Below are 5,532 nucleotides of genomic sequence, written 5' to 3'. Positions count from 1 at the left end.
GCCACGGTCGAGCCAGCCGATAGCTCAGAAACGTCGGTGCCCGAGGTATCCGCTCAGTCGACGGGCGATGACGAAAAGGAAAAGCCACAGCTCAAGACGACCAGGCAATTCGCGACGATTATCTCGGGGGCGGTGGGCAGTCTGCTGGCCTTAGGCGTGGCGGTCGTGTGGTTGCAAAGACGTGGCGCCGGGCTCGACGACATAGGCCTCGATCAGTTGCACATTACCGCTGATATCAAATGGGGTGTCGCCGGCTTTGTCGCGGCGAGCATACCTGTATTCGTAATTCAATACGCGCTCGTTCATTTAATCCCATACACCCACCCGGTGGGCGACATATTCCAGGCACAGCCAAGCATTGCCATGATGGTGGCCACGGGTATTCTGGCGGTGGTTGTGGCGCCGCTAACGGAAGAGTTCTTCTTCCGCGTCGTTTTGCAAGGATGGCTGGAAGCGTTATACGCGGCGCGCGGCGCGCAATACTCCGGGTCAGCAGAAAACTCGAATTTCGTTGGTTCGATGCCAGCGGCGCCCGTTTTGATTTATTCCGCGGGCGGCGAGGTGTCAGCGAATGAATCCCGGGCCAGCCTGATGCCGGTGCTGCTCAGCTCGTTTCTGTTCGCGCTGGTACATCTGGAATTTGGACCCAGCGCGGTTCCCCTGTTCGTCTTTGCCTTGATTTTGGGCTACTTGTACCGGCAGACGCATCGGCTATTGCCGAGCCTGGTGACGCACGCGTGCTTGAACGCTTTGAGCGTATTCATCATGGTTACGTCCGACCTGTGAGTGCTGGCTGTTGCCCGGCACGCTCTCTATAATCCGGCTCATTGTTGGCCGGCATATCCTTGGCAGCATGCGCGCCGCAAGGCTTGCGGATAAGCCCTAAACGCTGCCGCTGGCTACGCCTTCCGCTCGCACAGGAGATACTCACGCGATGGGTTTTGGTTTTGGCATCATCGGTTGCGGCATGATTGCGAAGTTTCACGCGCGGGCGATTGCCGATGTGCGCGGCGCGAAGCTGGTCGCCTGTTTCGACTCGTTTCCGGCCGCGGCCGATCGCCTGGCCGCCGAGACCGGCTGCCGGGCGTATCACAAGCTCGCCGACATGCTGGCCGACCCGGCCGTGGACATCGTCACGATCGGTACGCCCAGCGGCGCGCACCTGGAGCCGGCCGTGTCCGCAGCCCGCGCTGGCAAGCACATCATTGTGGAAAAGCCGCTCGAAATCACACTGTCTCGCTGCGACAAAATCATCGACGCTTGCCGCAAGGCGAACGTAAAGTTGTCGGCCATTTTTCCCTCGCGTTTTCATGATTCATCGCAGGAAATCCGCCGCGCACTCGACGACGGGCGCTTCGGCCGGCTCACCATGGGGGACGCCTACGTAAAATGGTTTCGGCCGCAATCGTATTACGATAGCGGGGCCTGGCGCGGTACCTGGAAGCTCGACGGCGGCGGGGCGCTGATGAACCAGGCCATCCACAGCGTCGACTTGCTGAGTTGGTTCATGGGACCGGCCGTAGAGATTCGCGCCCAAACGGGATTGCTTGCCCACGAGCGCATCGCCGTCGAGGATACGGCCGTTGCCACGATCCGCTATGCCAACGGTGCGCTAGGCGTTATCGAAGCCAGCACTGCTGCCTTTCCCGGCTATCTCAAGCGGATCGAGATTCACGGATCGGAGGGCTCGGCCGTGATGGAGGAAGAGGACATCGTCAAATGGGATTTCGCCAAGCGGGGGCGACGCGATGCCGCCGTGCAGAAGCAGATGCAGAGCCGCAAGAGCACCGGGGGCGGGGCTAGCGACCCGTCGGCGATCGGCCATCATGGTCACACTCTGCAATTCCGCGACGTGGTCGATGCGATCAGCAAAAATCGCGATCCGGCCATCGACGGTCCGCAGGGACGGCGCAGCGTCGAAGTCATTTTGGCGATCTACAAAGCGGCCGAGACGGGCCGCACGATCAAGTTACCCTTGGCCGGCGATCCAAGCTTGAAAGCACGCAAGCTCGATGCGGAAGCGAAGGGAGCCGGGAAATGATGAACGCGAAATGCTTGAGGACGAGTCGGCAAGTACTTGTTCGGCCTACCGTTCCTACTTCATCATTCTGCATTTTGCCTTCATCATTTCCTTTTAGAACGGCAGCATTTCTCGCAGGGCCGCGATATCGAAATGCCGGTCGAGCGGTGCGTACCAGGCCATGACCGCCACGATCGAGAGCGCGGCCAAAGACAGGCTCGGCCCCCACAGATTGGGGCGCACCCGGGTCTGGCCCAATTGTTGGATCAGGGCCAGTTCCAATTGGCGCCAGCCGGCCGGGTTCTGATGGTCGCCATTAGCCACGAGCGAAACGTTGCGCATTAGCGCATGGCTTTCCAAGTGGAGTTGTACGTTCAGATTCGGCAGCGACAGCGAGGTGCCGGCCCAGCGATGCTGCAAGTCGAGCCCCTCGATTGCGACAGCTAATAAGGGACGCAATTCGGCGACCGACATGTTGTAAACGATCAGCCTCGGCCGGCTGAATAAGATACACAGCGCCAAGGCCAGCGAATAGAGTCCGATCGACAGTACCCAAATGTAAGCACCCAATTGATTGATCGCCGCCTGGGGATGTAACAATTCGATCGGACCAACCAGCATCATGCCGGAGATGCCGAAACCTAGCGCGGCGATGTCCACCACCCCGTTGACCAGCACGGGGCGGCGCAGCAGGTTGAGTACCGCCAGCCAAAGCAGATAAATCGCCAAGGGGGCGAGTGCTACGCAAATACGGACGCCGTCCATGAGAAAATGTCCCGTGCCTTGCTTCTGGCAAGGCCTTTGAATGCCCCCGTCTGAACCAAGCAACCATCCAATTTCCCGAAAGACGCCCACGAACGGGCGTTCGGCTTGCGGTCGACCTCGGTCCCCTGACTGGCCCGCTACAGCCGCGCTGTCTGCGGCGGCACACAATCTAATGTAGAAGTGGGACCAGTGGCCGTCAATTACGGGTCGGACTCGCCGCAGCGTCGGCGGCAGTGGATTCGGTGATTGTCCGGCGCTCTTGCGACTCTGCCAAGATTCGATCGAGCTCGCCTTTGAGGCGGGCACGCGTGGTGGCACGCTCTTGGCTCAACCGTCGGAAGTGGAGGCTCGAGGCGACTGCGTCCAAGATCGCCAGCCACGTGACCCAGCAGGTGCTGATGAGGACCATTAACCAAAGTGCCACAAACACCTTGGGCGACCGATCGGGCGAAATTCTGAGTCCCACAAACATCGTCGGAGCGACCAATGCCAACAGCGAGCTGGCCTGCATCCGCCGCCGGAACTGCCCTGCGCGGAACGCGCGATCCGAGTGATTCAAGGACTGCGTTCGAGCACGCCGCCAGCTTCGCCCGTGCGCGACGAGCATCGTCAGGGCCAAGCCAAACACGCTGGCAGGAAACAACATGCTAATCATGACATCGATGGCCTCACCAAGAAGCACACCCCTGTGGGTCGCGACCCCATCCGCCCCTTTTCAGATGCCGAAGGGACTGCCAATGGCCCTCTGCTTACTGCCCGCGCTCGCCTTGTCGATTGCACTGCTGTCGTTCTATTGCACCGATTTCTTCAACCACTGGTCGACGACCCAGCCGACCTTCGCCAGGCTCAAGGCCGAACATTTGTCGGCCGTGTCGCCACGTGTGTGCCAATAGGGATAGTCGAAGTCGATGACGTCGCAGGTCGGAATCTTCGCCTTGCGGCACAACGGCAGATGATCGTCATTCACCGTCGGACCGAGCCGCGGCACAAACTCGCGCACACCCAATTTCTTGGCCGTGGCCCACAGCGAATTTACCACGCTGCGCGAGGCGGGCCAATCAAGGCTGTTCCCCTCCTGGTAGATCTCCAGGTCCTTGTCCCCGACCATGTCCAGCACCACGCCGGCGCGATAGGTATATCCTGGCGGGCGAGCGACGTATTCGTCTGCAAAGTGGGTCGAGCCGAGAAAGTACGGGTCACGGTCCGCGAAAACGAACTCCTCACCGTCAAAGAACACGAAGTCGACGCCATATTTTCCGCTCAGGTTCTTGACCGTCTCGCCCAATTGCATGAGCAGGGCTACGCCGCTGGCGCCGTCATTGGCACCGACAAAGAGCCCCTTAGGGTCGACCTGGTCCTGATCCGGGTGGGGCCGGGTGTCGTAATGCACTCCCACCAGCAAGCGTTGCTTCTTCTCGGGCTGCCACTCGACCAGCATGTTGGCCATCTCGATCGGCGAGCCATCGACCGGATGCCGGACGCGAAACGGCTGTAAGGTGACCTTGCCGCCGAGTTTCTCGAAATGATTCTGCAGCAACTCTTGCTGCTTGGTCATCGCGGCCGACCCGCTGATGCGCGGGCCCAGGTCGCAGATCTGTTTCAGGTATTCGTAGGCTTGTGTGCCGTCGAAAGGGATGTCCGCCAGCCGTTGCCCCCGGTTGGGGCCGGCCTTGGCCGCTTGTCGCGACGGCATATCAACCAGCACGATATAGCCGATCGTGGCACAGCAGGCTGCCACGATCCCTGCCAGAAATAGGGTCTGGCCCGACATTTTTTTTGCCAACGCTGCCACTTTTTAATGTCGTGCTACTGCACGCGTTCCGTGGGTTGTGCCGCCGCCGGGTCCCCTTATGGGCAGTCTTCAGGCGCCGGGCTGGTTGAGCCTCATTCTATCCGAGTCGAGGCATATTGGCTCGCCCCCCATGCCGCTTGGCAGGCTTCCCAGCCTTCTCCGGTTACCTAGGTGAGTTTCGCCGCGGCGGCGACTATACTATGCCGCGTCGCGTGCCGGACTGCCGGCCCGCGACTCACCCGCCGCACAACCCACCGCAGGAGATTTTCCCATGCCTCTACGCTCTCCCTATCAACGATTAATTGCCGCCGCGCTGTGCGGCCTTTTGCTGACGGCCACCGCGCATGCGGCCGTTAAGCCCAACGCGTTGTTCTCCGACGGCGCCGTCCTGCAGCACGGAATGAAAGTGCCCGTCTGGGGCACGGCAAAAGACGGCGAGAAGGTGACCGTCAGTTTCCAGGGTCAAGAAGTCTCGACCACGGCCAAGGACGGGCGTTGGCGAGCCGATCTCGCGCCGCTCAAGGCTGGTGGCCCCTTCGAGATGACCATCACCGGTGAGAACTCGCTCAAGCTCGGCAACATCCTGGTAGGCGAAGTCTGGATTGCCAGCGGTCAGTCCAACATGCAATGGTCCGTCAAGCAGAGCGATAATCCCGAGCAGAACATCAAGGAATCGGCCAACCCGCAGATCCGGCTGATTACCGTCCCCCGTCGCGCGACAGCCGAGCCGCAAAACGACATTGATGCCAAGTGGCAGGAATGCGGGCCAGAGTCTGTGCCCGATTTTTCGGCCGTGGCCTATTTCTTTGGTCGCGATTTGCAGAAGCAATTGAAGGTGCCGGTCGGCTTGATTAGCACCAACTACGGCGGCACGCCGGCAGAAGCATGGACGAGCCACGGCGCCTTGGCCGCAGAGCCAGCGCTGAAGTCGCTTGCCGACATGCCAGCCAACGAC

General features: G+C 60.7%; 6 protein-coding genes. 3 read left to right on the top strand and 3 right to left on the bottom strand.

All coding sequences use genetic code 11. The annotated features are described in order from the left end of the window. Together VGG64_24785 and VGG64_24780 are read left to right on the top strand one after the other, a co-directional pair. Positions 1-786: CPBP family intramembrane glutamic endopeptidase (locus tag VGG64_24785; GenBank protein HEY1602844.1), on the top strand; the 786-nt coding region annotated here is incomplete at its 5' end. A 148-nt stretch (positions 787-934) separates the two neighbouring features. Beyond that, complete coding sequence (locus VGG64_24780) at positions 935-2,041, top strand: Gfo/Idh/MocA family oxidoreductase (GenBank protein HEY1602843.1); 1,107 nt, start codon at positions 935-937, stop codon at positions 2,039-2,041. A 93-nt stretch (positions 2,042-2,134) separates the two neighbouring features. Here the strand turns inward: VGG64_24780 and VGG64_24775 are convergent, their stop codons facing one another. The 3 genes from VGG64_24775 to VGG64_24765 form a co-directional block, all read right to left on the bottom strand. Beyond that, positions 2,135-2,785 (bottom strand): hypothetical protein, encoded by a 651-nt coding sequence (locus VGG64_24775; GenBank protein ID HEY1602842.1) that lies wholly within the window; start codon positions 2,783-2,785, stop codon positions 2,135-2,137. Positions 2,786-2,981: 196 nt separating this feature from the next. Next, on the bottom strand, positions 2,982-3,440 hold the full coding sequence (locus VGG64_24770) for a hypothetical protein (protein HEY1602841.1): 459 nt from the start codon (positions 3,438-3,440) through the stop codon (positions 2,982-2,984). A gap of 135 nt (positions 3,441-3,575) precedes the next feature. Further along, entirely contained in the window at positions 3,576-4,556 is a 981-nt protein-coding gene (locus VGG64_24765; GenBank protein ID HEY1602840.1) for a M28 family peptidase, read from the bottom strand. 292 nt (positions 4,557-4,848) lie between these two features. On the opposite strand from VGG64_24765, the gene VGG64_24760 reads away from it, so the two are divergent. Next, positions 4,849-5,532 (top strand): sialate O-acetylesterase (locus VGG64_24760; protein HEY1602839.1); only part of this gene is annotated, 684 nt, incomplete at its 3' end.

The organism is Pirellulales bacterium (genome assembly GCA_036490175.1).
GTDB lineage: Bacteria > Planctomycetota > Planctomycetia > Pirellulales > JACPPG01 > JACPPG01.
Note: the sequence above shows the minus strand (reverse complement) of the source record. Positions and strands in the feature narration are given on the sequence as shown.